Here is a 26,232-nt window from a genome sequence, read left to right as displayed (position 1 = left end):
TCAAAGGTTTGGGATACACCTTAGCTGACTGTCCAGTTTTCTGGGACCACTTCACTGCTGGAACGTTATGGGCACTCCGTAAGTGAAGAGGTCAACGGCAAACTGGGCGCCGAACGCGCTGCCGCCGAAGAGTTTGATGTGATCCTGATGGACCTCAATATGCCGGTGATGGGCGGCTTGGAGTCCTGCAAGCGGATCCGGCAAGCCGGCGCCTCACAGAACGCGCGGATTGTGGCGCTGACGGCCCATGTGCTGGAACGCGATGATCGCATTTATGCTGAGGCCGGAATGGACGGTGTCCTGTCCAAACCGCTGGATCGTCAGGATCTGTTGCGGGTGCTGCGCGGCGAACGGCAAATTCAAACACGTCAGCAACACGGGCATGAGGTTCTGGATGAGGGCCATCTGGGGCAGGTGATGTCCTCTCTTGGGCAAGATCGGTCCCATGATCTGATGCAAGGCCTCGGGCAGGAGATTGACGCGCTGATGATCCGCCTGAAAGAGGTCGATATGTCTTCCCCCTGCGCAGCCTCACTGATGGCTGAGGTGCATTCCATGGCCGGCTCCGCGGCGATGGTCGGCGCACGCAAGCTGCTCGGTTCATTGAATGATCTTGAAGGGGAATTGGAGCGCGGCGGGGAGGTTGACCTCAATCGCTGGCACGATCATCTGATCCCGATCTGGCAGGAGACCCGGCAGGCGCTGAACGCACTAGAAGCTCGGGTGTATTAAGGGCGCGACGAGGTCCCAATCAATAAAATGGTTTTTATCGCTTTATGTCTGGCGTAAAAGGGATCGGTCAGACCAGAGGTGCCCAGATGAAAGCCGACTTTCGCGCGTTGAAACAGGAACTGCGACAGCGGATCGTGCAGGGCATCTGGCCGCCAGGCACCTTGCTGCCCAATGAGGTGGATCTGGCGGCGGAGTTTTCCTGCGCCCGGGCAACCGTCAACCGTGCCATGCGCGAACTGGCCGAGGAGGGACTGGTTGAGCGGAAACGCAAGGCTGGCACCCGGGTGCGGCAGGCCCCGTTGCGGCAGGCGCGTTTCTCTATTCCCTTGGTTCGACAGGAGATTGAAGCGCAGGGCGCGGCCTATCGCTACGCGCTGGTGCGGCGCGAGGAACAGGATGCCCCGGATTGGCTGCGGGCGCGTCTGGGTCTGGGGTTGGGCGCGCGGGTGTTGCATCTGATCTGCATGCATTACGCCGACGGAAACCCCTATCAGCTGGAAGATCGCTGGATCAATCTGGAGGCCCTGCCAGATGCGGCTGGCGCGGATTTCGCCGCCACAGGGCCAAATGAATGGCTGGTTGAGGCGGTACCGTTTTCCGATGCGGAGATCAGCTTCTCCGCGCTTGCCGCTGATCCGGAAACCGCCCGTTACCTCAGCTGCACCGCAGGTGATGCCCTGTTTATGGCGGAACGGTCCACCTGGTGGGAAGACCAGGCGATCACCTATGTGCGGCTGAAGTTTCAGCGCGGTTACCGGATGACCACCCGTTACTGATTTATGGGTCCGGGGCCTAAGCCTAAAGGCGATCCTTCAGATTATACCAGGCAAAGGCCGGCGGCAGGCTGGCGCGGCGGAACCGGCCCAGCTCAAACCGGTGTGGCAGTTGCTGCATGAACAGCGGATGTGGCCGGCGGTTTTGCCCCAGTGCCAGATCCGCGATCAGCGCGCCACTGTAAGGCGCCCCAGCCACGCCGCCACCGTGGTAGCCAAAGGCGGCATAGGCGCCGTCCATCCCAGGCACCGCCCCGGCAAAGGGCACCAGCGCGCGGGTCATACAGATCAGGCCGGACCAGAAGTAGGGCGTTTCCACATGTTGCCAGGCCGGGAACATCCGGTCGAAATCGGCACGCGCTTTGGCGCGCGTGCGTTCAATATTGGCCTCACTCACACGGACCGATCCACGCAAGCCCAGCAACATCCGATTGTCCGGCAGCAGGCGGAAATAATGCAGTAACGTGCGCGAGTCACAGACCATCTGGCGGCTGGTCCAGCCCTGTTGCGCCAGCTCAGCTTCGCTCAGCGGGCGGGACACCAGGATGTTTGACTGCACCGGCAGATAGCGCGCGGCAAACCGGCGCGGCAGGTGATCGCTGCCATAGCCATTGGTGGCAAACAGCAGCTTCGTTGCACTGATCCGCCCCTCCGGCGTTTTCAGCTGGAAGCCATTTTCTGGCGTCACATCCTCCACCGTGGTGTGGGAAAAGATCCGCACGCCTGCCGCCTCGGCCGCTTTGGTCAGGCCGGCCAGAAACTTGATCGGGTTCAGCGCAAACCCCAAAGGCAGATCGACAGCGGCGTGGAAGTCTGGCGAGTTCATGCCATGCGCTGCCATTTCCTCCTTGGGAACAAAGCGGTAGGGCAGCCCATAGCGGCGCTGGTAGTCCGCGCCATAGTCCTTCAGCTCGGCAATGGCGCTGGGGCGGTGGGCCACGCAGCTGTAGCCATGCGAATGGCGCTCCACATCCAAATCGAACCGGTCAATATACTGTTCCACCAGATCAATCGCGCTGCGTTCCGCATCATAAAGCAGCCGCGCCTCACCCGCGCCGTACCGGCGTTCAATCGCATCGTCGGACTGTTTGGTCATCCCGGTGGAGACCAAGCCGCCATTGCGCCCCGAGGCCCCCCAACCGGGCGATTTTGCATCCACGATCACCACATCCGCGCCCGCCTCCGCCAGGGTCAGTGCGGCGGACAGACCAGTGTAGCCACCACCGATAATGGCAAAGTCACAGGTGATGTGACCGCGCAGCGGCGGGTAGACGGGCAGGGGCGATGTTAGGGTGCTGTCCCAATAGCGGTCCCGGATCGGGCGGTTGCCATAGGCCAGCGGTTCATAGATGCGGCTCATCGATGCCTCACAGCTTGTCGCGCAGCGAATACCACAGCATGGCCGCCATCAACAGCGGGCTGCGCAGTGCCGGGCCACCGGGGAAGGGCATGCCGGGCACCTTGGCCATGATATCAAAGCGTTCGGCTTGTCCGGCGATTGTCTCGGCTGCGATTTCACCGGCGAGGCTGGCCATCGCTACCCCGTGACCGGAAAAGCCTGAAAGCGATAGGATATTGCCCGAGAGCCGCTCAAAATGCGGCATGCGGTTCATGGTGATCCCCAGGGTGCCGCCCCAGGCATAATCGATCTCTATGCCCTTCAGCTGGGGGAAGATCTCCTCCAACGGTTTGCGCACCTTGCCGGCGATGTCGCTTGGGAATTTGTAGCGATAGCTCTCGGTGCCGCCAAACAGCAGCCGGTGATCCGGTGAGAAACGGAAGTAGTTCACCACAAACTTGCTGTCGGCCACCGCATGGTTGTTGCGCAGGATGTCTTCCTGCTGTTCGGCGCTCATCGGGGCGGTGGCCACAACATAGTTGTTGATCGGCATGACCCGTCCGGCAACGCGGCGGTTCAGCTTGCCCAGATAGCCGTTCATCCCCATCACAACATGGCGAGCCCGCACCTGCGCCCCGGCGAGGTCCACGGTGGCCGGTTCACCTTCGTTAACGGCAGTGACGCGGGCCTGTTCAAAGATCCGCACGCCAGCCGCCTGCGCCATCCGCGCCAGACCCAGCGCATATTGCAACGGGTCAATGTGGCCCGCGCCCATATCCAGCGTGCCGCCGTGGTATTCGGGCGAGTTCACCAGATGGCGACATTCTTCCCGGTCAATGAAGCGGATTTTGTCATAGCCATAGTCGCTGTTCAGCCGCTCGGCATAGGCCTTGCTGTGGGGCACAAAGCGTTTGCGGTGATCGGCGTGGATGATGCCATCGGCAAACTCAGCCTCCACCAGGGGTGAGGCCGCGCGCTTGCGCACCAGATCAACCGACTGATTGGCAATGGTCCAGAGTTCGCGGGCATGATCCTTGCCCACCAGATCCTCCAACTCGTCCTGATCCAGCCGCTGACCCTGGCCCACCTGTCCGCCATTGCGCCCCGATGCGCCAAAGCCGACGCGCTGCGCCTCCAGCAGCACAACATCATAGCCGCGTTCGGCCAGATTTAGCGCCGTGCTGAGCCCCATGAAGCCGCCGCCGATAACGCAGACATCACAATCGATCTGCCCCTGTGGCGGCGAAAACGGCGGCAAAGGTGTGGCCATCGCCGCGTAGTAAGAGGTGGGGTATTGGCCCGGTGTGTCGTTTACGGTCAGCAGGTCCACGGCAGGTCTTCCTTGGTCTTAAAGGGGCGGTTTTGGCTGAGGGGGCGGCGCAGGGATTAGGCGTTCAGCAGCAGATGCTGACGCTCCCAGGGGGAGATTTCGCGATGATATTCCTCATACTCGGCCCGTTTGATGTCATGGTAGAGGCGGCAAAACTCCTCGCCCAGGACACCGCGAATTTCCTCAGCTGTTTCAAAGTTTTGCAAAGCAACCGCCAGGCTGTGGGGCAGGGGCTCATCTGCTTCCCAAACCTCGGTAGTGGCTTCAGGGCGCGGCTCAACCTTGTTGATCATGCCCAAGTAGCCACAGGCCAGTGAGGCCGCGATGGCAATGTAGGGGTTGCAGTCCATCCCGATGACCCGGTTTTCCAACCGCCGCGCAGCGGGGCCAGAGTGCGGCACGCGCAGACCTGTGGTGCGGTTGTCCTGCGCCCATTCCAGGTTTGCCGGTGCGCTTTGCCCGTCCACCGTGATCCGACGGTAGGAGTTCACATAGGGCGCAAGCAGCGGCACCACATCCTGAATGTAGCGTTGCGAACCGCCGATGAAATGGCGGAACAGATCCGAGGCTGAGCCATCTTCGTCGGAGAAGATATTTTGCCCCGTTTCGATATCGACGATCGACTGGTGCACATGCATCGCACTGCCCGGCTCATCCCGGATCGGCTTGGCCATGAAGGTCGCGAAGACGCCGTTTTTCAGTGCTGCTTCGCGGATGGTGCGTTTGAAATAGAACACCTGATCGGCCAGATTCAGCGGGTCACCATGCATTAGGTTGATCTCAATCTGACCGGCGCCGCCTTCCTGGATCACGGTGTCAATTCGTAGCCCCTGCGCCTCGGCAAAGTCGTAGATCGTATCGATCACCGGCCCGTATTCATCCACCGCCGTCATGGAGTAAACCTGACGGCTGGCCCCCTTGCGACCGGTCCGGCCCAGCGGCGGTTCAATCGGCTCATTGGGGTCTCGGTTGGGCTTGGTCAGGTAGAACTCCAGCTCGGGCGCGACCACAGCGCGCCAGCCCTTTTGTTCATAAAGGTTAATCACCCGGCGCAGCACATTACGGGGCGCAATTGGCAGCGGCTCGCCTTCGCGGGTGAACATATCGCAGATCGCCTGCGCCGTCAGATCATCCGACCAGGGCACCGCACAAACCGTGCCCATATCCGGGCGCAGAATGACGTCCCGCTCCATCCATTGGTTTTCGATCTCCATGTCGACGTATTCGCCTGAGATCGTCTGATAAAACAGCGAGATCGGCAGCGCCAACTCACTGTCGGGGTCAAACTTATAGGCGGGCATGGCCTTGCCACGGGCGGTGCCGGCAAGGTCCGGGATGATACATTCCACCTCATCCACACGGCGCCCGTTGGCATGGGCGATGAATTCCTCAGGCAGGTTGGCCTGCCAGTTGGTTTTGGGCTTTGGGGTTTGCACCGGTCCTCCTTCGCGCCACATCGGCGTCTGTGAGCTTTGTGGAAACTTTTGATCAAAAGTTCCCGTCTGTCAATCTGAAGGCATGAAAAACCCGTGCACAAGGGCCTATTTTAATGAGTGTCGCACAAAATCCATGCCTTGAATAATGTCTTCGCGAATGCTGGTTGAAACTCTATCAAAATCACCATTTCGCAGCGCCTTGGTGGTTTCAACATGCTGATCCGTCAGTTTCGCCGTGCCAAAACGCCCACAGCCCACCCGCAATGCGGGCCCGATTTGCAGCCAAATCGATTCGGCGACTTTTAGCAGGGTGGGGGCCTCGGCACGCTGATAAAGCGTGAAGTGGAAGGCGTAGTTCGCCTTCATGTAGAGTTTCACGTCGCCGATGTTGATCGCATGTTCCAGCTCATCATCATGACGTTCCAGGGCGTCAATCTCATCCGGCGTCACATGCGGTGCGGCGCGGCGGGCCAGTTCGGGCTCAATGGTAAGGCGCAGGAAATCCAGCTCCTCCAGCAGGGCGGGTGTCATGTGGGGCACAGCCACGCGCCTGTTTTCCTGCGTTTCCAGCGCCCGCTCCGCGGTCAGGCGACGGATCGCTTCGCGGATCGGCGTGGCGCTGGCACCAAGGGTTTCCGCGAGGTTCATAATGGTTAACGGCTGGCCCGGAATAAAGTCGCCAAACAGGATCATATCCTTCAGTGCCTGATAGATCACATCATGTTCAGGCTGCTTCTTCGTTTGGCTCTGGAACTTGCGGGGCATGTGAACTACGAGCGCCTTTCTGGATCCTGCGGCTGGCCGATTTGACCGGTGGATTTGTGTCCAAGGCTACTGGCCGGTTCGCTGCGAGTCCATGTTTTTGATCAAAACCAAGCAACGTGATCCCATGATCACCGGAGGGCGCAATGAAAACAACAAACACTCACCGACCTGCACTGCACACCCTGGCCCTGACCTCGGCTGCTTTGGCTTTGATGGCGGGCGGGGCACAGGCCGAAGAGGTCCGCGTGTTCAACTGGTCCGATTACATCGCCGAAGAACTGCTGGACAAATTTGAGGCCGAGACCGGCTATAAGCTGATCTATGATGTGTTTGACAGCAATGAACTGTTGGAAACCAAGCTGCTGGCGGGCGGGTCCGGCTATGACGTCGTGGTGCCCTCTGCCAACTTCCTGCAGCGCCAGATCACCGCGGGTGTGTTCCAGCCGCTGGATCACCAGCAGCTGCCCAACGCGCAGTATCTGTGGGAGGAGATTGAAAGCCGCACCATCACCTATGACCCTGATAACGCCTATTCGATCAATTACTTGTGGGGCACAACGGGGATTGGCGTGAACGCTTCCAAAGTGCGTGAGGTTCTGGGGGAAGAGGCGCCGCTGAATTCGCTCGCGCTGATCTTTGATCCCGCCAATATGGAAAAGCTGCAGGCCTGTGGGGTTTATCTGCTGGATGCCCCGGCTGAGATGATCCCGGCCGCGCTGAGTTATCTGGGCGAAGATCCTGATAGCCAGGACACCAAGGTGCTGCAAAAGGCCGAACCTGTGCTGAGCGCTGTGCGCCCCTATGTGCGCAAGTACCACAATTCCGAATATATCTCGGCACTGGCCAATGGGGATATCTGTGTTGCTTTTGGCTGGTCAGGCGATGTGCTGCAGGCCCGCGACCGTGCAGATGAGGCCGGCAATGGGGTGGAGCTGGAATACCACGCACCTGTTGAAGGGGCGGTCATGTGGTTTGATCAGATGGCCATTCCAGCCGACGCACCGAACCCGAAAGGGGCGCATGCCTTCCTGAACTTCATGATGGATCCGGAAAACATCGCTGCGGCGTCGAACTACGTCTATTACGCCAACGGCAACAAGGCCTCGCAAGAGTTCCTGCTGGAGGATGTGCGCGGCGATACGGCGATCTATCCGGATGCGGCAACAATGCAGAACCTCTACACCACCCGGCCGTTCCCGCCCAAGGTGCAGCGTGTGGTGACGCGCATGTGGACGAAGATCAAGTCCGGCATCTAAGATGTTGAATTAATGAAAAAGGGCGGTCCGGTTGGATCGCCCTTTTGCTGTTGCGGTTAGTTTTCTTCAAATGCCGCGTAGATTTTGCGCACCGGTGTCAGCGACTCCCATGTGCCTTTGAACCCGGCGGGGATCACAAAGGCATCAGGGGCTTTGTAGCGGGTGGTGGTGCCGTGTGCGTCGGTCAATTCCACCTCAACCTCAACAATCACGCAAAGCTCATTCTCGTCATAGCTGACCGACAGTTTGCAGGCCTCGCTGGCCCATTGGCCGACGTGAAACTGGCCAGTGGTGTCGGTGAACTGATGCCAGAGTTTTGTGGCCGCGTTGCCGGCGATCAGCTTGTCCGCTGCGATGGTATCTGCCTCAGGGGCACTCTGGTTTGTGATGGCGATGGTGGTCATGAACATTCCTTCATAAAGATTAACGCAGCGCTTCTTTCAGCCGGTACCAGGCCATGCCAACAGCGATGGCCTGACTGCCCAGTTGACGGGTGAAGGGCAGGCGCCAGTGGCGCACGCTTTCCCAGACGCGGAAGTCCTCCAGCTCCCCCACAACCGCTTCGGCCAGAACCTCAGCCATGATGTGGCTCAGCGCGATGCCGTGGCCGGAATAGCCCTGCACGTAGAAGACGTTATCGCGCAAACGGCCCACCTGTGGGATGCGGTTCAGCACGATACCGTCGATGCCCGTCCATTGAAACTCCACCTCAACCCCTTTGAGGCGGGGGAAAGTGCGTTCCAGCGCCGGGCGCAATTCCGTGGCGATGTCTTTGCTGTCGCGACCGGAATAATTGGTGCCGCCGCCGAACATCAGCCGGTGATCGGCAGTGTTGCGATAGTAATCCAGCACAAAGCGGCTGTCGTAAACGGCCAAGTTTTCCGGGTTGATCTTCTGCGCGACCTCGGCCCCCAGCTGTGCGGTGGCCATATTGGCCAGCGAGGCCGGGAACATTTTGCCGGAAAGCTTTGGCTGTTCCAGCAGGTGATAGGCGTTGCCTGCGATCACCACCTTGGAGGCTGTGACGCCACCCGTTGCGGTGACCACACGGGGACGCGCGCCGTGATCGATGCGCAGCACCTCAGCCCCTTCGAAGATCCGCGCACCAAGGCTTTGCGCTGCACGTGCTTCACCCACACAGAGGTCCAGCGAATGGACATGCATGTTGTGCCGGTTCAACAGACCGCCACAGTAGATGTCCGTTTCCAGATAGTTAGGGATATCAGCGCCTTGCACCAGGGTCAGCGCATCGCCCATGCCGCGCATGTCGGCCTCTTCATAGAGGGCGGTGAGCTCCTCCATATGGGCGGGTTTCATGGCGGTTTGCAGGTGGCCATGGCTGAGATCACAGGCAATGGCGTATTTTTCAACCCGGGATTTGATGATGTCATGGCCGCGCCAGCGTGTGTTCCAGACGATATCGCGCGCCTCGTTCCCATTGGTTTTGGCAAACTCCCGCAGCATCGCCTGATCGCCTGAGAGGGAGCCGGTGATCTGCCCGCCGTTGCGCCCGGTTGCGCCCCAACCGATGCGTTTGGCCTCCAGCAGGGCGACTTTATGACCACGCTCAGCCAGTTCCAGCGCCGTGTTCACGCCGCTGAAACCACCGCCGATGACGGCGATGTCGACATCAACCTCACCATTGAGGTGCTCAAAACCTGCGGCGTCCCGGGCGGTGGCGGCATAATAGCTGGGGGCGTGCATCGAATCCTCCTGAATTTGATCAAAAATGTATTTGATCAAATTTTAGGGCGCAACGTATCTGCGGTCATAGGTGCAAGGATTCTTGCGCTGAGCACGCGCTGAGCGTTTGTGAAGGTCGTCATTTTGATAGAAAGACCGTAACGTCTGGGGCGCCGCGCGGGCAGCGCCCCATTTCCACCTAAGGCGGGTTCGAAACTCAGATGGATCGCAGCTATTCGCCCAGCCAATCCAAGATGGCCTTGGTGGTTTCAGCCGGCAGTTCCTGCTGGATCCAATGGCCGCAGTTCAGGCTGACCTCGGTGACATTTGGCACCAGCTCCTGCAGGTTTTCGGCGGGCGGGATCATGTCCTGCGCGCCGTAGATCATCAGGGCGGGTTGGTGGATCACCGGGTCGACATCGGCCAAGAGGTGCCAGTTGCGATCCAGATTGCGATACCAGTTGATCGAACTGGTGAACCCTGTCTGACGGAAAGCGTTGGCCAGCACCGCCAGATCTGCCTCGGACATCACCGGCTGGCCCAAGGGGGCAGGGGCGGTGGCAAGGTTCATCATCATCATGCCCGGCGCCGGTGGGGTGGCGGGCAGATCCTTGCGAAACAGATTGCGCAGAAACGCCTCGGTGTTTTCGTCCAGCACCGTATCGGCCACACCCGGCTGGCGATTGAAATGCACGAAGTAATTTTCCGGGCCAAAGATCTGCTCCATGAACTCAATCCAGGGCATCGGGGTGCGCGGCTGATAGGGCAGCGCCAGGGCGATCAGCTTGCGCACCCGCTGGGGATGCAGCTGCGCCATGCTCCAAACGACATTCGCACCCCAGTCATGGCCGACAAACACCGCATCCGCATAGCCAAAATGATCCAGCAGCGCGGCCAGATCCCCGGTCAGGACGGCAATGTCATAGGCGGTGACGTCCTTTGGGCAGTCGGAATTGCCATAGCCGCGTTGGTTCGGGACGATCACATGATAGCCCGCGGCCGCAAGCGCCGGGATCTGGTGACGCCAGGCATAGGCATGTTCCGGCCAGCCGTGGCACAGCACGATCGGGGTATGTGTGCCGCTTTGGGGTGTTTGAAACACCTCAAGCGTGACGCCGTTGACCGCGATTTGTTCGGGCGCAGGGAAGGGGTTGGGAAAGTGGGTGGTTGGGGTGGATTGCAACAAGGTACATCTCCTTAGGGTAATGGTTTCATCGCTGTGGTTTCGATGTGCTGCATCCGCTAAAAGGAAATGGTGCCAAAATATGTCACCTATCTGTGCTGTGATGACTTTATGAAAACCCGTGAGAGACAAGATGCCATCGTCCGCCACCTGCGCCGCAGCGGCACGGCCACCGTTGCCGGGCTGGCGCAGGATGTTGGCGCGTCGCGGCGCACCGTTTTGCGCGACATCGCGGCGCTGCGCGATGAGGGCTTTGTGATCCACACCGAACCGGGGCGCGGCGGGGGCGTGTCGCTTGATGCAAGCTCCGTCCAGGCGACGGCCCGTCTGTCTGTGGCTGAGGTTTTTGCGCTGGTGATCAGTGTGGCCAGCATGCGGGCGGCGGGGGCTTTGCCGTTCGCAGGTTTGGCGGATGCGGGGCTGGCAAAAATCGAACGCGCCCTGCCACGTGATAAGGTGCAGGATCTGCGCCGGTTTCTGGCCTGTCTCTACATCGGCCCCTTGGCCCCGCAGGTTGATACGTCAAACCTTGGCGGGATCGATGCGGATTTACTGCCGGCCTTTGAAGCAGCCTTTCTGCAGCGTCAGTTGCTGCAGTTCCGCTACCGCGATGCCAAGGGCGCGGAAACCAAGCGCGCTGTGGAGCCTCAGGCGATGCTGATCCTGCCGCCGCTGTGGTATCTGGTGGCCTGGGATCCCGCGCGGGGGGCGTTTCGTCATTTCAGAATGGACCGGATCAGCGCCCCTGAACTCTTAGACGGCCCAGCGTTCCGCCGCCGCCATGTGCCCTTTGATGACGCGGTACGCCCCGTGCGTCCTGGCCGCGCGGATCACCCCCCGCGCTACGTCTGACGGGGGGGCGTTTGGGGCATAACCGCCCCAAAACCTGAGCCTAAGCCACAGGGGTGATTGTCACCAGAACCGGCGCATGGTCGGTGGTTTCCAGCTTATTTTCCTCCTGAAAATGCGCATTGAACACCTTAAGGTCGCTGACCGCCGCCATCCGATTTGGGTTCTTGGGGTTGAGCGCATTGGTGACCAGCACGTAATCCAGCGTTTGCGCCGGGTAGCGCCAGCCAGCCGCATGGGTCACCGGCCGGTCCGCCACATTCTGCGACGGCAGCAGCCCATAGGCATCATAGAGCTGCCAGGTGAAGTTCCACGCCCGATCCGCAGCGTCCTCAATGCTGCTACGGCGCATATTGGCGATATTGTCGATCCAATCCTGTTGCGTCAGTACCCTGAGCGCGCTGGAGGTTGGGCCCGCGTTCATATCCCCCATCACCACAATCGGCGCATCTTCGCGGTCATCCAGTTCCGACATTGCCGCCAGATAGAGGCCTGCCGCCTCACCATTGCGCCGGATCAGCTGATCGGCGTCTTTGGTGGCGCGCTGGCGCAGATGTTCACGAAACCGCGCCTTCCAATCGGGCAGGGCGGCGACAGCATCACTGTCGACAAAGGCGCCCTGAGATTTCAGATGGCAGACGTAAAACACCACTGGCCCCAGCTGCGGCGTATCCACCTCGGCCCGCGTGACCGCCCGCCGGAAGGTGAAATCTGCCGCTACCTCAGCATCGTCGACAAATTCCCCCGGATAGGCCAGCGCCGTAGGCGGGCTGACAAAGGGATGGCGGGAGGCAATGGCGGTCACCGGCCCGACAAAGACATCCGCGTCCTCAGGATCAACCGCCGGATCATCCACAACCGCCACATGCGGATAGCCCAACCCGTTGAGAAAGGTCTTAAACTCGGCAACGCTGAACACCTCCTGAAAGCCGATCACATCAGCATCAAGCTGCCCGATCAGATCGCTAATCCAGGCCTGTTTGCGGGCCCATTGATCGGGTTCATAATCATTGCGCTCATCACGTTCGTACCAATAGGTGCCGGGGGCCGCGAATTGATAGAGGTTCCAGGTCGCAATTTTGAGCCCTGCCATGACAAATCTCCTTGGGTCAAAATGAATAGATCAATGGCCCTAAGGTAATCCGATTTGACGGCAAAACCATGACAGATTGCGCCGTGCCTCAGGCCTGATAGGTGACGCGCCCGCCGCAGATGGTCACGGCCGCATTGATCGCGCCGATCTGATCGGGGGCAACGGCCTCCACATCCGCGTCCAGAACCACCACATCGGCCATCATCCCAACCCGCAAGCGCCCTTTGCGGGTCTCATTAAACTCTACCCAGGCATTGTCGCGCGTGTAGGCCGCCAGGGCGTCACGCAGACCAATGCGTTGATCGGGCCAGTCATTGGGCAGATCAACCCCGGCAACTGCGCCTTGGATCGTGGGCATCACATCCACCGGCACCACCGGCCAATCGGTGGAGAAGATCAGCGCCGCGCCGCTGTCCTGCACCGCCCGCCAGGGGAAGGCGGTCTGCAACTGATGCGCATACAGGATCTCACCCGGCGCATAGGGCGGCAGGAAGAAGCCGCCGCGCGGCGAATGCAAGGGCTGCATGGAGGCAACAACACCCAGCTGTTTCAGCCGGGGAATGTCATCGGGATGGATAGTCTCAATATGTTCGATCCGGTGGCGGCTGTCGCGGACCCCATTGGTCATGCGGGCGGATTCATAGCCATCCAGCGTCTGGCGCACCGCGGCATCGCCAATGGCATGCACCGCGATCTGCATACCCATCCGATCAGCCAGCACACAGACCTCTTTGAACTGTTCGTCCGAAAACAGCGGCTCCCCGCAGATGTCGGTGCCGGGGTAGGGTTCCAGCATGAAGGCAGTGCGACTGTCCAAAACACCATCCATGAACATCTTGACCCGGCGCGACCACAGCATGTCACTGCTATATTGCGCATTCATCTCAGCCGCTTCGCGCACGCGTTCCACAGGATCGGTGTGTTTGAGGTGCATCGGGATCTCGGTCCTGCACAAGAGGGTGCCCTCCGCCTCCATCTCAGACAGCAGGCCCAGCTGATAGAAGTTGCCATCCATATTGTGCAGCCCAGTGATCCCCTTGGAGGCACAGTGCTGCAGCCCCTTGGCCAGAACCGCCTTATCAATGGCGCGGGTGGCAGCATCCGGGGCAGGCACCGGATCGGCGCCGGTGACCATGCCCAGCAGTTCGCGCCCCCCATAGGGTGTCATCGCCATGATCGGGCCAAACGCATCCGCTTCCAGCAATTCCCCGGTTGCCAGACCATCCGGCCCCATCACCACCTCAGATCCTTCCGCAACCTCCTTGCCGTGCAGCAGCCCCGCCGCCTCCAGCGCTTTGGTATTGGCATAGATGGTGTGGTGATCGGCGGTACAGGCGGCAAAGGGGCGATCCGGCATCGCAGCATCCAGATCGTGGCGGGTGATGCCTCGATCGCCCATCAGACCGTAGTCAATCGAACAGGCAAAGAGCAGCGCATCGTCAGGCCGGGATGCCGCGTAGGGGCGCACAGCAGCGGCCAGGGCCTCGGCCCCGTAAACGCCGGTGAGGTTCAGGAAATCCAACTCAGCTGATCCCGCGAACAAATGCACATGGCTGTCGATAAACCCGGGTAGAACGGTGCCGCCCTGGGCATCGATCACCCGCGCCCCATCTGCCAGTTCGCGGATTTCGGCGGTGCTGCCGACCGCGGTGATGGTGCCGCCGGTGATGGCAAGGGCTTCGGCGTCCGGCCCGTCAAAGGTAATGACGCGGCCGTTCAGGATGACAATATCGGGCATGATCTTCTCCAGAGCGCAGGGGCCCGCAACCAGGCCCCGTTGGGACTGTTATTTCTGCAAGCCGCTGTTCTGACAATAAAAAAGGGAGGCGTTTGGCGCCCCCCCTTTGTGATTTTCAGCGATTACGGGATCAGAAGTCCCAGTCTTCGTCCTCGGTCGCGACGGCCTTGCCGATCACATAGGACGACCCGGAGCCCGAGAAGAAGTCGTGGTTTTCGCTGTCGGGGCTGAGCGCAGCGAGGATGGCCGGGTTCACCTCGGACACTTCCGGCGGGAACAGCGCTTCAAAGCCAAGGTTCTGCAGCGCCTTGTTGGCGTTGTAATGCAGGAAGACTTTTACGTCCTCGGTCAGGCCAATCTCATCATACAGCTCTTCGGTATATTGGTTCTCAATCCCGTAAAGCTCAAACATCAGACCAAAGGCGTAGTCCTTCAGCTCCTGCTGGGCGGCTTCGTCCAGCTGCTCATAGCCGCGCTGGAATTTGTAGCCGATGTAATAGCCATGCACCGCCTCATCGCGGATGATCAGACGGATCAGGTCAGCGGTGTTGGTCAGCTTGGCGCGGCTGGACCAGTACATCGGCAGATAGAAGCCGGAATAGAACAGGAAGCTTTCCAAAAACACCGATGCGATCTTGCGCTTCAGCGGGTCATTGCCCGGCGCGTAAGTGTCGAGGATCGCCTTGGCCTTGGCCTGCAGATGTGGGTTTTCATCCGACCAGCGGAACGCCTCATCAATTTCTTTGGTCGAGCAAAGTGTTGAGAAGATTGAGGAATAGCTGCGTGCATGCACTGCCTCCATAAAGGCGATGTTGGTCAGCACGGCCTCTTCATGGGGCGTGATTGCATCGGGCATCAGCGCCGGCGCACCAACCGAGTTCTGGATGGTGTCCAGCAGGGTCAGGCCGGTGAAAACGCGGATGGTCAGCTGTTTTTCGTGATCGGTCAGGGTGGCCCAGCTGGGAATATCGTTGCTGAGCGGCACCTTTTCCGGCAGCCAGAAGTTCACTGTCAGACGGTTCCAGACCTCCAGGTCTTTTTCGTCTTCCAGGCGGTTCCAGTTGATCGCGCGCGGGATGCGGGTGGGGGCGATGTCTTTCATTGTCTCTCTCCGATCTCAGTCGCGATTACAGGGTGCAGGACACGCAGCCCTGAACCTCGGTGCCCTCAAGGGCCTCCTGGCGCAGACGCACGTAGTAGATGGTTTTGATGCCTTTTTTCCAGGCGTAGATCTGGGCTTTGTTGATGTCCCGCGTGGTGGCCTCAGCCGGGAAGAACAGGGTCAGGGACAGGCCCTGGTCCACATGTTCCGTGGCCGCCGCATAGGTATCGATCAGCGCTTCCGGGCCGATTTCATAGGCGTCGCGGTAATAGTCCAGATTGTCATTGCTCATATAGGCAGCGGGGTAGTAGACGCGGCCGATCTTGCCCTCTTTGCGGATTTCAATCTTGGACACGATTGGGTGGATCGACGAGGTCGAGTTGTTGATATAGCTGATCGATCCGGTGGGCGGCACCGCCTGCAGGTTGCGGTTATAGAGCCCGTGTTTCATGACATCCGCCTTTAGCGCGGCCCAGTCATCGCGGCTTGGCAGATCGACACCGTCAAACAGCGCCGTCACCTTATCGCTTTCGGGCAGCCAGTCCCGGTCGGTGTATTTGTCAAAGAAGCTGCCCGAGGCATATTCGGACTCGGCAAAGCCTTTGAAACTTTCGCCTCGTTCCTGTGCCAGATCGCAGGAGGTGCGGATCGCGTGGTAGGCCACAGCGGCGAAGTAAACGGACGTGAATTCAATGCCTTCCGGGCTGCCGTAGTGCACACGTTCCCGCGCCAGATAGCCGTGCAGGTTCATCTGACCCAGACCAATCGCGCGGCTTTCGTCATTGCCCTTGCGCACCGATGGGACCGAGTCGATGGCCGACATTTCTGCCACTGCGGTCAGCGCACGGATGGAGGTGCCCACGGTCTGGCCCAGATCCTTGCCGTCCATCGTTTTCGCGATGTTCAGGGAGCCGAGGTTGCAGGAAATATCCGTGCCCATCTCACTGTAGCTCAGGTCGTCATTGAAACTGGAAGCGGTGTTCACCTGCAGGATTTCCGAGCACAGGTTCGACATGTTGATCCGGCCCGCGATGGGGTTCATCCGGTTCACGGTGTCCTCAAACATCACGTAGGGGTAGCCGGATTCAAACTGGATCTCAGCGATGGTCTGGAAAAACTCACGCGCGTTGACCTTGGACTTGCGGATGCGCTTGTCCTCAACCATCTCATCATATTTCTCGGTGACCGAGATTTCCGAGAAGGGCACGCCATAGACCCGCTCCACGTCATGGGGCGAGAAGAGGTACATATCGGCGTTTTTCTTGGCCAGTTCAAAGGTGATATCGGGGATCACCACACCCAGTGATAGGGTTTTGATGCGGATCTTTTCATCCGCGTTTTCCCGCTTGGTGTCGAGGAAGCGCATGATGTCAGGATGGTGCGCGTTCAGGTAAACCGCGCCTGCGCCCTGACGGGCCCCCAGCTGGTTGGCGTAAGAAAAACTGTCTTCCAGCAACTTCATCACCGGGATCACGCCCGAGGACTGGTTTTCAATCCCTTTGATCGGCGCGCCATGTTCACGGATGTTGGTCAGCAGCAGCGCAACCCCACCACCGCGTTTGCTGAGCTGCAGCGCCGAGTTGATGCCGCGGCCGATGCTTTCCATGTTGTCTTCCAGACGCAGCAGGAAGCAGGAGATCAGCTCACCCCGCGACGCTTTGCCGGCGTTCAGGAAGGTTGGTGTCGCAGGCTGGAACCGGCCGCCCATGATTTCCTTCATGAAGGACATCGCCAGCGCCTCATCGCCACGCGCAAGGCACAGCGCGGTCATCACCACACGGTCCTCATAACGCTCAAGGTAGCGCTGGCCATCACGGGTCTTCAGCGTGTAGGAGGTGTAATATTTGAACGCGCCCAGGAAGGTGGGAAAGCGGAATTTCAGCGCATAGGCCTCATCCCAGATCTGGCGCATGAAGTTCTTGGAATACTGATCCAGAACGGCCTCTTCATAGTAGCCCTCCTTGACCAGATAACCCAGTTTCTCATCCAGCGAATGGAAGAACACGGTGTTTTGGTTGACGTGCTGCAGGAAATACTGCCGCGCCGCCATCCGGTCCGCCTCAAAGCGAATATTGCCGTCCCCATCATAGAGGTTCAGCATCGCGTTCAAGGCGTGATAGTCCAAAGTGCTCAGATCGCTGTCGAGCATAGGTGGTCCCCCAGTTTTTCAAGCCCGGCACGGGTGCGGGCGATATCTGTCTCGGTGCCCGCCAGCTCAAAGGAATAGAGCAGCGGAACGTTGCATTTTTCAGAGATGATGCGACCCGACAAAGCGTAGGTCGCACCAAAGTTGCGATTGCCTGCACCGATCACCCCAACCAGACGTTCGCGGCGGCTGGCGTCGTTTAGAAACCGGATCACCTGTTTTGGAACCGCCCCACGTCCCTGGCCATCGGCGTAGGTGGGGCAGATCAGAACAAAGGCATCGGTCAGCTGGCTGTGATCGGGCAAAGGCGCATCGAGGCACTCAGCAATCCGCACGGCAGGCAGCCCCAGCCGTGTGACAAAGCGATGAGTGTTTCCCGATTTAGACGAGTAGTAGACAAGCGCCGGCAGTTGGCGGCTCATCTCCTCAGGCCAGTTGTGCGATCATGTCCGGGCGGAAACCAGACCAGTGGTTGCCATTGGCTTCGACAACCGGTGCCTGACGATAGCCCCATTCGGTGACGCGGCTCATGGCGCTGTCATCCTGGGTCAGATCGACCACATCATAGCTGATGCCTTTGGCATCCAAAGCACGGGTGGTGGCGGTGCATTGCACGCAAGCCGGTTTCGAATAAACGATGACGCTCATCTGGTCGCAGTCCCCTAAATTTTTTGCCGAGGACGCCAAGACGTGTGAGCCGCCTTTGATACGCCCCCGAACCCTCCGTTCGTGGTCATTTTTCGGTCGCTTGCGGCAGGTCTCCTGACTATGTGGATCATGGCTAGGCTGTCCTTCCCGAAGGCGTTCCCTCAGTGGGTCTTCAGCGGTGCGATCCACTTACAGTTGCGGGGGCAGTGCTGGAATTCCACCAACTTCCCTCTTAGCCTCCGACCGGAATCGAAGGAACCGAAGCATCACTATATTGGGGCTGGTCGGGGGAGAGTGTCAACATATCGTGTCAGGTGACGTGGCTCACTGAAATCCGCTATTGACGCGTGGATCTGTATTAACCGTCGCCCGTTAAGTCTTAAGAACAAGATACTTTGCGCCTCAGGTGCAACCGCTGGATCATCGTCGCAGGTGATAGCACGCCCCGATTTTTGGTAAAAATTCTGTCTGTAGGTGCGCAGAAGCCACACATTCCAAAACCGATAAAGGTGCCGTCCGAAACAGCCCTCAACAGGGCCATTTCTGGCAGCTTTGCACGGTAAATCCTTGTCGGGATTTAGAATTCGTTAACCAATCCCTAGCACCATCCCATCAGCACTGCACTTAGGGGCTGGTGGTGATCGGTTCGGGTCTCAGTCCGGGCAGATTCGCGCAGCGCCCTGCGTCAGGGTTTGGACCGTGATCTGAGGGTGGTGAGGCGATCTATGGGGCAAAGGGGGAAGATGCGGATCTTGATAGTACTCGAACCCTCAGGTGGTGGCAGCGGCCGCAACGCGCTGGATCTGGTGGCGGCCACGCTGGACCGCGGCCATGACACCCATCTTGTCTACTCGGCCACCCGGATGGATCCGCTGTTTGCCCGGCGGCTGAGTGCGATTTGCCCAAGCCGCAGGCACCGGGTCGATATGGATCGCGCGCCGGGGCCGCGTGATCTGTTCGCTTTGCGCGGCTTGCGGCAGCTCCTTCGGCGGCTTGGACCATTTGACGTTATTCACGCCCATTCCAGCAAGGCCGGTGCCCTGACCCGGCTGTTGCCACGCAGATATGGCGCCAGAATTTATACCCCTCATGCCTTTCGCACCATGGATCCCGCCTGCCGCGGGATAGCACGGGCCGTGTTTGGTGGGGTTGAGGGCGCTCTGGCCCGCTGGGCGACAGATGCGCTGATCTGCGTGTCCCCTGATGAAAGAGCGGAGGCCCAGCGCCTGCGCGCGCCATTGGACAGGACCCATCTGGTGCCAAACGGTGTACCGCGCGCTACGCCCTCCGTCCCGTTAACGCGCGCGGACCTGAACCTCAGCCCAACTGACATCGTCTTTGGCTTTGTCGGGCGGTTGAGCGCACAGAAGGATCCGCTGGCCTTTGTGGAGGCCATCGCGAGGATCAGGGATCTGACCCATGTCCGCGTCATTATTGTCGGGGTGGGCGAGTTGGAGGCGCAGCTGCAGCAGCAGATCGACGCCAAAGGTCTGGGGGAGGTCATACGCTGCGTTGGTCAGGACGATGCGGCGCGGTATTACCCGCTGTTTGACATCTTCGTGCTAACCAGCCGGTATGAATCCATGCCCTATGTGCTGATCGAAGCGGCTGAAGCCGGGCTGCCGATGATCGCAACCGATGTCAGCACGGCAGACAGTATCATTTTGGACGGGCAGAACGGCCTGGTCGTGCCACGGGCGGATCTGGCGACAGCCCTGCCTGAGGCGATGGAGGCCCTGATCCAACCAGACCAACGCAGCGCGATGACCGCCCAGGCCGCCCGGCTGCGGGGGCGCTATTCGCTGGACAGGATGGTGGACCAAACCCTTGCCGTCTATCAGGCCGCGCTGGACGGGCAGGGTGGGTCTGCCGGGGCGGGCAGATGAGTGTGGCGGTTGACCCATCGCTGCCAGAGGCCCGGCATGGATCACGCGCGGGTTTTATGGTGGGGCTTGTTGGGCTGTTGATGCCCTATGTCATGATGGAGCCCGCACCGGTTGATGCGCTGCTGATCCTGTTGGCGGGGGCCGTATTGCTGACTTTCGCCCTGCCTCTTGGCGTTTGGCTGATCTTTGTGACCTACTTTGGCCTGTCGCAATTTGCGCTGCTCTGGGTCACGGGACAGCCCGCAACCGCGCCGCAGGGCCTGCCGCTGCGCTATCTGGCGATTGAGCTCTATCTGGCGCTGGCGATGATGGGGCTGTTTGCACTGTTTTATGCGCAGCCCCGGCTGCTGCAGATCTGGCTCAGGGCCTATGTTTATGGCGCGGTCCTGTCCTGTGTGGCGCTGGCGCTGATCCTCCTCGCGGCGCCCGAGATGGATCTGATCTACCGCGATGAATTTCGCTTGCGGATCAGGGGCTTCTTCAAAGATCCCAATGTGCTGGGCACCTTCCTGATCTTTCCCGGTATCGTCCTGATCGTCACCCCGCGTGAGGTTGGGCTGCCACGATGGGCGGGGTTGGTGGCGGGGGGGCTGATTGGCTTGATGATCTACCTGACCTATTCCCGCGCGGCGGCGGGGGTTTTCACATTGGGCCTCATGGGGTATCTGGCGCTGCGCCATCCCGGCATCAGACCATGGGTGGTGATCTCCGCAGCGCTTGGCGGGTTGATGATCCTTTGGGGCACATCACATTCGGGCTTTGGCGCGCAGGATCTATTTGCCGGGCGGCTGCGGCTGCAGGCCTATGACAATGAACGTTTCGCCGACATTTGGCTGGGCCTTCAGGTGGCGCTGCAGCATCCCTTTGGCATCGGACCGGGCAATTTCGAAACCTATTTTGCAACAAACAACGTGCACAACCTGTTCATTGCCAAATGGACGGAGGCCGGGTTTGGCCCGGCGCTGGTCTTTGTGGTTCTGACTGTTGGCAGCACGTTTTCCGCCCGGCACGCCTACCACCGCAGCGTCGCGCCGTTGATCGGTGCGCTCTATATCACCCTTGCGGTGCATCTCTTGGCATCGATGTTCATCTATTCGCACCACTGGCGTCATTACCTGTTCCTCTGCGTGGCGGCGTTTGTGGCCGATCGTCTGGTGGCTGAGGGGCGGTTTTACGGCCCGTCAACAAAGGGCGCGCCAGATGATTGATCTGAAAAACAAGGTCATCTTCGTGCACATCCCGAAATGCGCCGGCACCTCGGTGGAGGAATACTTCATGCAGCTCCGCGGTCTGGACCCGCGCAACCGGGCGGCCTTGGGGATCTTCAAGAACAACAAATCATCGGATCTGGAACGGGGCAATCAGCATTGCAGCCTGTCGATGATCGAACAGCATTGGTTCGGCGGTGACATCCCCGCAGATTTTCGGATCTTCACCATCGTGCGCAATCCCTATTCGCGGTTTTGGAGTGAATATTCCTACCGCCGCCTGCCGCCCCCGGATCGCTACCCGTTCTCCTCGACCTTGCCGCTGGGCCTGCTGATCCGCCTGACGCGTAAACCGCTGGCGCGGCTGAAGGATCTGAATTGTCACATGCGGCCGCAATGGACCTATCTGCAGGGCAGGGCGCAGCACCGGCTGCGGATCTTGCGGTTTGAAACCCTAGCGCAGGAGTTTGCCCTGCTGAAACAGGACTGGGACCTGCCGGATCTGGCGCTGCCCAGATCCAATCAGAGCGGCGATCGTAGGCGCAGGCCCAATGCCGCCCAGCGCGCCAAGGGCGCGGCGTTTGTGCGGGCTTTCTACCACGAGGATTTTGACCGGCTGGGCTATGATCCGGACGCCCCTGAAAAGGGTTAACACCAGGTTAAGGCTACGGATGCAGCGGCAAGGCTTCCTCAACCTCTCTTCGGTAAAACAGGGCCTCATCTGACTTGCCTCCGATTTGCCAATGTAAGGAAATGACATGCCGCACGCCTTTTCTGATCGGGTTCCCAGCCTCAACGGTCCCGCCTTTGACGTCAGCACCGTGGTGCCCTCTGACGGCACCGATCTGGAGTTTCCCGCCATCGCGCTGTTTGTGACCACCGGCGGCGATCTGTCGATCGTGACAGCGCTTGGCACCACCCGGACAATTACGGTGCCGGACCAGATGTTGCTGCCGGTTGCCGTGACGCGGGTGCGGGCCACGGATACCACGGCCAGCGGCATCATCGCCTTTGGAATTGGCACATGATGGGGTTTGGGTTTGCACTGGGGGATCTGGCCGCACATCGCCGACCGGGGGGGCAGGTGTTGGTAAACCACATTGCCTACTCCGAGGATTTTCAAGCCGGCTGGTGGAGTGATTATTGGGCCAAGCCCGCCTTCACCACCGGTATCGCGGATCCGCTTGGCGGAACCGCAGCGATGCGGTTCAACACTTCCAGCACCACGGCCTCGCCCAATGGGGTCAGTGGCGGCATTATCGCCTTTGGCGCTCCGCCGCTGGCGGATTTCGATCAGGTCACCGTGTCCATCTGGGCGCGGGCGTCAGTGGGGTGTTCCGCGCATCTGGGGCTTAGCGATCAAAGCCTGTCTTTGATCGATCTGACGCCCACCTGGACGCGTTTCAGCCATACCGGCACGTACCGCACCTCAACCGGATTGGGTGGGGTCGATAATCGTCTGTTCCAGTTCTTCGAAGACATCGTCGGCAACCCCAGTATTGAGGTTGATATTTTCGGCGCGCAGGCCGTGATCGGTGGGGTGATGGGGACCTATGTAGCGACGCCATAATTCGTCACCTTTCAATAGGTTGCGGTCATGAGGGCCTTAGAATCCTGGATAAAACCCCAAACGGCGGCGGACCATCACATAGCTGACGATATTCTGCGTCGCGATCCCCAAGGCCGAGGCAATGGCGACCCCTAAGGCGCCGTAATGCGGCGCCAGCAGCAGCGTCGCCGTGACCGTCAGCCCCGCCGCCACCGTTTCCCCCAGGCGATAGTCGCCTTCACCGTCACACATCATCAGCAATTGCCCAACAGATCCGGTGCAGACATTGACCAACTGCCCCAGCACATAGATCACCAGAACCGGACCGGCCTGGGCAAATTCCGCGCCATGCAGCCCCATAATCTGTTCGGCGTAAAGGATCAGACCCGCCACCACGGGCACCCCAATCAGCACCATTGCACGGGTGGAGCGTCTGGCGATCTGGCGCAGATGTTCCAGATCCCTGCGCGCAAAGCTGCGGGCGTAAACCGGCGCCACCAGCAGATCCGTTACCAGCAGGATGAACACCACCAGAACCGCAATGCGCTGCGCCGCTGCGGTGAAGGCAATCTCTTGACTGGTCACAAACCGTCCACCCAGCAGGATGCCCGACCAGGTAACCGTCAGCGTCATCAGCATCGCCAGCCATAGGTTTGCCGCCGCGCGCACTTCAGCCGCCTGCATCCGCAGTTGCCAGATGAACCGCGCGTCCGGCTGGCGCAGCCACAAAGCACCTAGGCCCAGCGCAGTCAGCACCGTGGCCAGAAACAGGGTTTGGGCGATGTCCTCAGCCGCCAAAGGCTGGTCCAGCCAAAGGTGACGCAGGCTGACCACCAGAAGCGCCAGCGACAGGTAGCCGAGGTTTTGCCCAACAACCGAAAGCCCCGGCTTGCGCAGGCCCTGAAAGGCAAATCCTATTAGGTTGGCGATGGCCAGCAGCGGCAGGCTCAGCGCGATCCAGCGCAGCACCGGGGCAAAGTCCGGCGCGTTGAACAGCGTGGTGGCGATCTTTTCGGCCCAGAAAAATCCGATCAGGGCGGGGGCCACAGCGGCCAAAAGGCTCAAGAGGATCGCCCGCGACACCCAGGTGTTTGCCATCGCTCCGATCCCCGCGGCGCCCACCTGTTTCACCAGCAGGGAGTCAAAGCCCAAACGCAAAGCGGCAGCGCCCACTGTCAGCACGGTCAAGCCAAACAGTACGGGCCCAGCGCCCTCCGCCCCCAGGATGCGGGCGACCAAAACGGTGAACACCACCGAAATCGCGGATCCGGCCCCTTTGGAGGCGGCAGCAAGTAAAAGCTTTCTTAACATTTAGAATTTATCTTAACCGGTAAACAAAAGAAGCGCGTCGTCTGAAGCTGATGTTTCCTGCCACCTTGGGTGAGAAAAGTGATTTGGTAACAGGTGTTTGGGTCTTCTCGCCCATCGGGCTCGGCAAATGGTAACGAGCGGCAGTTTTGGGCTGAATTTAAGTATCAATTTACAAACAATAGTGGAAAAAGCGTGATGAAACCAGTCTTGTCAGATCCGCCGCCGCGCCCCGGTGCTACAGTTGTTTTTGGCGGTGCCGGCTTCATCGGTAGCCATTTTCTACAGCGGCTTGCCTGCCGCGGGGACGGGCCCTTGGTCAGTGTGGATACCCGCGCGCCGCGGTACCCTGTGGCCGGGGTGCGTTACCTGGCGGGGGATGTCCGGGACCTCACCCAGCTGCACTATGATGGAGCGATCGCGCGGATTGCCAATTTCGCAGCGGTGCACACAACACCGGGGCATGATCCGTGGGAGTATTATGACACCAATGTACGCGGCGCGCTGGAGGTGACCCGGTTTGCCCGCCGCCATTCTGTGCCGCAGATCCTGTTTACCAGCTCAATCTCTGTCTACGGGCCGGATGAACGGCCAAAGTCTGAGAGGACTCAGCCAAGCCCGCCTTCCGATTACGGAAAATCCAAACTGATGGCGGAGCAGATCCACGACAGCTGGTTGGTTGAAAACACCGTCAACCGTTTGGTAATTGTACGACCCGCCGTTGTGTTTGGCCTTGGTGAGGGCGGCAACTTCACCCGGCTTTCCAAGCTGTTGGAGCGGGGAATATTCGTGTTTCCCGGTCGACGAGATACAATCAAATCCTGCATCTATGTCGAGGATTTGATTGACTGGATCCTGAAAGCTGAAGCCATAGCAGAGCGAAGGATACTGTTTAACGCTGCCTACACGAACCGCTATACAATTGAAGATATCGTCACGGTTTTTCGGCGCGTCGCTTTTCCAAACGTGCGCACGTTTTCTATGCCAGCACCGGTGTTGCGCGCTGCGGCGCAGTGTCTGCGACCGATCTCAATAGCGGGGTTGGGCATCCACCCAGACCGGGTCGAAAAGCTGATGACCTCCACCAACATCCTGCCGACCTGGGCAGAGGCGGCCGGTCTGATGACCCGGGACCGTTTGGAGGACGCTTTGCGCGATTGGCGCGCCAAGGGGAATGGTGCGTTTTTGTGAAAAATCCCGTGCAAGGGTGTCGCCGTTGCAATCAGTATGGGCGGCTGAAGAAATGGTGAAATTCAACTTCTGAGTAAATAGCGGCCTGGGAATGGAGTGCTGTGAGGTTTCTAATTTTCTGTTATTATTTAATTTTGAACAAATTTTCTGAAATTTGACCTGACGTTCGATCGCGTTACCCTCTCGGTCTAGTTGTCTCAAGGCCTTTTGCAGGGTGAAATGAAGAATCATCGTCTTGTCTGTCAGAGTTCTCACCGCGCCAGTGAAGGATGCCCGGGGAAAGCCACCAGGGTGACCTTGCGATCAACTGCTGATTTCAATGTACTTCGTCGGCCCTTGAAAGGGGGCTGTTTGAGGTATGGCGATAAGTTTAACAGCCATCTATCGAAGATCAGTCAAAGCATGGGGACAGGGGAAGAGTATTTAACTGATTGCCAGTTAGGAGACGGCCAATGGCAATTGCTTCTTTGGCTCTTTCTAAAACATGATTGGTGTACCCATTTTATAGAGGAATTTAGGCACGTCGGTTCTCCTTTACCTCATCAACCCTTCTTTGATTTTTTTTGGAGTTTCTTTCCGGGAGGTGCCATTTCTTAATCTTCTCTATTTGGTTGAAATCTCGCGTATTACGCGAAAGGGGCCGATACACTTTGGTTGTGCTGTGGCTGATTTTTGATTTTTTCGTTCGGTAGTCTAGGGTTGCAAAAAGTCATTACTCTCTCAATTAAAACGATTTTGTTGCACTTTTTAAATTTCGCCATTAAGCTCGACCGGCACATTTCCGAGTTTCAATATCTTGAGATCTACGGAAATAACAAAAATCGTGATTACAATTCGCGATGGGGTGCGTGAGATTTCGTAGGGGTAGCTACTGCCACGTCGATTGAGCATCCGATAATGGGGCCTCGTAGAAAATAGGTCCGGGAATCGAGCAAAAGATAGCGAACGCTGCTTGGGGAGACTAGGCTCAGGACTCATAGCCAGTAAATAACGAGTGCGGCGAGAGCGATGGCTGAC

The 26,232-nt window shown here is 59.3% G+C and carries 25 protein-coding genes and 1 riboswitch; of the genes, 10 read left to right on the top strand and 15 right to left on the bottom strand.

Annotated features, from left to right (window positions below):
* Positions 1–24 precede the first annotated feature (24 nt).
* Together TL5118_RS05210 and hutC are read left to right on the top strand one after the other, a co-directional pair.
* A complete protein-coding gene (locus TL5118_RS05210; protein ID WP_082626148.1) occupies positions 25–732 on the top strand; it encodes a response regulator in 708 nt (235 codons plus the stop codon).
* An 86-nt stretch (positions 733–818) separates the two neighbouring features.
* The gene (hutC, locus tag TL5118_RS05205; protein WP_058242127.1) at positions 819–1,508 is read left to right on the top strand and encodes a histidine utilization transcriptional repressor HutC; all 690 of its coding nucleotides are present in this window, start codon (positions 819–821) and stop codon (positions 1,506–1,508) included.
* Between the two features lie 22 nt (positions 1,509–1,530).
* Here hutC and TL5118_RS05200 read toward each other — a convergent pair whose 3' ends face one another.
* The 4 genes from TL5118_RS05200 to TL5118_RS05185 form a co-directional block, all read right to left on the bottom strand.
* The gene (locus TL5118_RS05200; protein WP_058242128.1) at positions 1,531–2,865 is read right to left on the bottom strand and encodes an NAD(P)/FAD-dependent oxidoreductase; all 1,335 of its coding nucleotides are present in this window, start codon (positions 2,863–2,865) and stop codon (positions 1,531–1,533) included.
* Positions 2,866–2,872: 7 nt separating this feature from the next.
* Positions 2,873–4,174, bottom strand: coding sequence for an NAD(P)/FAD-dependent oxidoreductase (locus TL5118_RS05195; protein WP_058242129.1), 1,302 nt, complete (start codon positions 4,172–4,174; stop codon positions 2,873–2,875).
* 56 nt (positions 4,175–4,230) lie between these two features.
* Entirely contained in the window at positions 4,231–5,610 is a 1,380-nt protein-coding gene (locus TL5118_RS05190; RefSeq protein WP_370701663.1) for a glutamine synthetase family protein, read from the bottom strand.
* A 105-nt stretch (positions 5,611–5,715) separates the two neighbouring features.
* Complete coding sequence (locus TL5118_RS05185) at positions 5,716–6,375, bottom strand: GntR family transcriptional regulator (RefSeq protein WP_058242131.1); 660 nt, start codon at positions 6,373–6,375, stop codon at positions 5,716–5,718.
* Between the two features lie 143 nt (positions 6,376–6,518).
* On the opposite strand from TL5118_RS05185, the gene TL5118_RS05180 reads away from it, so the two are divergent.
* Positions 6,519–7,631 carry a polyamine ABC transporter substrate-binding protein gene (locus TL5118_RS05180; protein WP_179945272.1) on the top strand — a complete coding sequence of 371 codons (1,113 nt, stop codon included), beginning with the start codon at positions 6,519–6,521 and terminating at the stop codon, positions 7,629–7,631.
* Positions 7,632–7,687: 56 nt separating this feature from the next.
* Here the strand turns inward: TL5118_RS05180 and TL5118_RS05175 are convergent, their stop codons facing one another.
* The 3 genes from TL5118_RS05175 to TL5118_RS05165 all read right to left on the bottom strand — a co-directional run bounded on the left by TL5118_RS05175 (position 7,688) and on the right by TL5118_RS05165 (position 10,500).
* On the bottom strand, positions 7,688–8,035 hold the full coding sequence (locus TL5118_RS05175; RefSeq protein WP_207383437.1) for a cupin domain-containing protein: 348 nt from the start codon (positions 8,033–8,035) through the stop codon (positions 7,688–7,690).
* A 19-nt stretch (positions 8,036–8,054) separates the two neighbouring features.
* A complete protein-coding gene (locus tag TL5118_RS05170) occupies positions 8,055–9,335 on the bottom strand; it encodes an NAD(P)/FAD-dependent oxidoreductase (protein WP_058242133.1) in 1,281 nt (426 codons plus the stop codon).
* Between the two features lie 211 nt (positions 9,336–9,546).
* Entirely contained in the window at positions 9,547–10,500 is a 954-nt protein-coding gene (locus TL5118_RS05165) for an alpha/beta fold hydrolase (RefSeq protein WP_242601727.1), read from the bottom strand.
* A 108-nt stretch (positions 10,501–10,608) separates the two neighbouring features.
* Between TL5118_RS05165 and TL5118_RS05160 the strand changes: the two genes are divergently transcribed.
* Positions 10,609–11,349 carry a helix-turn-helix transcriptional regulator gene (locus TL5118_RS05160; RefSeq protein ID WP_058242149.1) on the top strand — a complete coding sequence of 247 codons (741 nt, stop codon included), beginning with the start codon at positions 10,609–10,611 and terminating at the stop codon, positions 11,347–11,349.
* A 40-nt stretch (positions 11,350–11,389) separates the two neighbouring features.
* Here the strand turns inward: TL5118_RS05160 and TL5118_RS05155 are convergent, their stop codons facing one another.
* The 6 genes from TL5118_RS05155 to nrdH all read right to left on the bottom strand — a co-directional run bounded on the left by TL5118_RS05155 (position 11,390) and on the right by nrdH (position 18,073).
* On the bottom strand, positions 11,390–12,439 hold the full coding sequence (locus tag TL5118_RS05155; protein ID WP_058242134.1) for an endonuclease/exonuclease/phosphatase family protein: 1,050 nt from the start codon (positions 12,437–12,439) through the stop codon (positions 11,390–11,392).
* 88 nt (positions 12,440–12,527) lie between these two features.
* On the bottom strand, positions 12,528–14,177 hold the full coding sequence (locus TL5118_RS05150) for an amidohydrolase (RefSeq protein ID WP_106404181.1): 1,650 nt from the start codon (positions 14,175–14,177) through the stop codon (positions 12,528–12,530).
* 130 nt (positions 14,178–14,307) lie between these two features.
* Positions 14,308–15,279, bottom strand: a complete 972-nt coding sequence (gene nrdF / locus TL5118_RS05145; protein ID WP_058242136.1) for a class 1b ribonucleoside-diphosphate reductase subunit beta — start codon at positions 15,277–15,279, stop codon at positions 14,308–14,310.
* 25 nt (positions 15,280–15,304) lie between these two features.
* On the bottom strand, positions 15,305–17,428 hold the full coding sequence (nrdE, locus tag TL5118_RS05140) for a class 1b ribonucleoside-diphosphate reductase subunit alpha (protein WP_058242137.1): 2,124 nt from the start codon (positions 17,426–17,428) through the stop codon (positions 15,305–15,307).
* On the bottom strand, positions 17,410–17,835 hold the full coding sequence (gene nrdI / locus TL5118_RS05135) for a class Ib ribonucleoside-diphosphate reductase assembly flavoprotein NrdI (RefSeq protein ID WP_106404182.1): 426 nt from the start codon (positions 17,833–17,835) through the stop codon (positions 17,410–17,412). The genes nrdE and nrdI overlap by 19 nt, the downstream gene beginning before the upstream one ends.
* 16 nt (positions 17,836–17,851) lie before the next feature.
* Complete coding sequence (nrdH, locus tag TL5118_RS05130) at positions 17,852–18,073, bottom strand: glutaredoxin-like protein NrdH (RefSeq protein ID WP_058242139.1); 222 nt, start codon at positions 18,071–18,073, stop codon at positions 17,852–17,854.
* Positions 18,074–18,160: 87 nt separating this feature from the next.
* Positions 18,161–18,351, bottom strand: a riboswitch (cobalamin riboswitch).
* Positions 18,352–18,825: 474 nt separating this feature from the next.
* Here nrdH and TL5118_RS05125 point away from each other — a divergent pair.
* From TL5118_RS05125 to TL5118_RS05105, 5 genes are all read left to right on the top strand, one after another.
* Complete coding sequence (locus tag TL5118_RS05125) at positions 18,826–19,959, top strand: glycosyltransferase (protein ID WP_165590184.1); 1,134 nt, start codon at positions 18,826–18,828, stop codon at positions 19,957–19,959.
* Positions 19,956–21,167: an O-antigen ligase family protein gene (locus TL5118_RS05120; protein WP_058242141.1), complete on the top strand. Its 1,212-nt coding sequence runs from the start codon at positions 19,956–19,958 to the stop codon at positions 21,165–21,167. Before TL5118_RS05125 ends, TL5118_RS05120 begins: the two co-directional genes overlap by 4 nt.
* Positions 21,160–21,819 (top strand): sulfotransferase family 2 domain-containing protein, encoded by a 660-nt coding sequence (locus TL5118_RS05115; protein WP_058242142.1) that lies wholly within the window; start codon positions 21,160–21,162, stop codon positions 21,817–21,819. Before TL5118_RS05120 ends, TL5118_RS05115 begins: the two co-directional genes overlap by 8 nt.
* 106 nt (positions 21,820–21,925) lie before the next feature.
* Positions 21,926–22,195, top strand: coding sequence for a spike base protein, RCAP_Rcc01079 family (locus TL5118_RS05110; protein WP_058242143.1), 270 nt, complete (start codon positions 21,926–21,928; stop codon positions 22,193–22,195).
* A complete protein-coding gene (locus TL5118_RS05105; protein WP_058242144.1) occupies positions 22,192–22,737 on the top strand; it encodes a hypothetical protein in 546 nt (181 codons plus the stop codon). The genes TL5118_RS05110 and TL5118_RS05105 overlap by 4 nt, the downstream gene beginning before the upstream one ends.
* Before the next feature lie 36 nt (positions 22,738–22,773).
* On the opposite strand, the gene TL5118_RS05100 is transcribed toward TL5118_RS05105, so the two are convergent.
* Complete coding sequence (locus TL5118_RS05100; RefSeq protein ID WP_082626150.1) at positions 22,774–24,027, bottom strand: oligosaccharide flippase family protein; 1,254 nt, start codon at positions 24,025–24,027, stop codon at positions 22,774–22,776.
* A gap of 195 nt (positions 24,028–24,222) precedes the next feature.
* On the opposite strand from TL5118_RS05100, the gene TL5118_RS05095 reads away from it, so the two are divergent.
* A complete protein-coding gene (locus TL5118_RS05095) occupies positions 24,223–25,215 on the top strand; it encodes an NAD-dependent epimerase/dehydratase family protein (protein WP_058242146.1) in 993 nt (330 codons plus the stop codon).
* 747 nt (positions 25,216–25,962) lie between these two features.
* Here TL5118_RS05095 and TL5118_RS21510 read toward each other — a convergent pair.
* Positions 25,963–26,232 (bottom strand): hypothetical protein (locus TL5118_RS21510; protein ID WP_207383436.1); only part of this gene is annotated, 270 nt, incomplete at its 5' end.

This window comes from Thalassovita autumnalis (assembly GCF_001458255.1).
Classification (GTDB): Bacteria; Pseudomonadota; Alphaproteobacteria; order Rhodobacterales; family Rhodobacteraceae; genus Thalassobius; species Thalassobius autumnalis.
Note: the sequence above shows the minus strand (reverse complement) of the source record. Positions and strands in the feature narration are given on the sequence as shown.